This window comes from Micrococcus sp. GbtcB5 (assembly GCF_019091605.1).
Taxonomy (GTDB): Bacteria; Actinomycetota; Actinomycetes; order Actinomycetales; family Micrococcaceae; genus Micrococcus; species Micrococcus luteus.
Window position 1 is genome coordinate 1 of record NZ_JAGXJK010000679.1, and the last position, 213, is coordinate 213.

Consider the following 213-nt stretch of genomic DNA (forward strand, 5'->3'; position numbering starts at 1 on the left):
CCCGGCCCGGTGCAGCCACCGTCCCACGGTACGAAGACACACCCGGTGGCCCTCGGAGACGAGGTGGTGATGGATCCGGCGGGCCGACCACTTCTCCCTGCGACGCAGGGTCTGGATCTGAGCCACCACCTCGGGATCGAGCTGGGCAGGTGAACGGTGCGGCCGGCTGGGCAGGTCCTGAAGGCCGGCTTCTCCCTGGGCGCGGTAGCGGGC

Annotated in this window: 1 protein-coding gene; it reads right to left on the reverse strand. The window is 71.4% G+C overall.

The window, feature by feature from the left end; translation table 11 throughout:
• A partial coding sequence (locus KVS67_RS13945; RefSeq protein ID WP_217565631.1) for a helix-turn-helix domain-containing protein occupies positions 1–213 on the reverse strand: 213 nt, incomplete at both ends.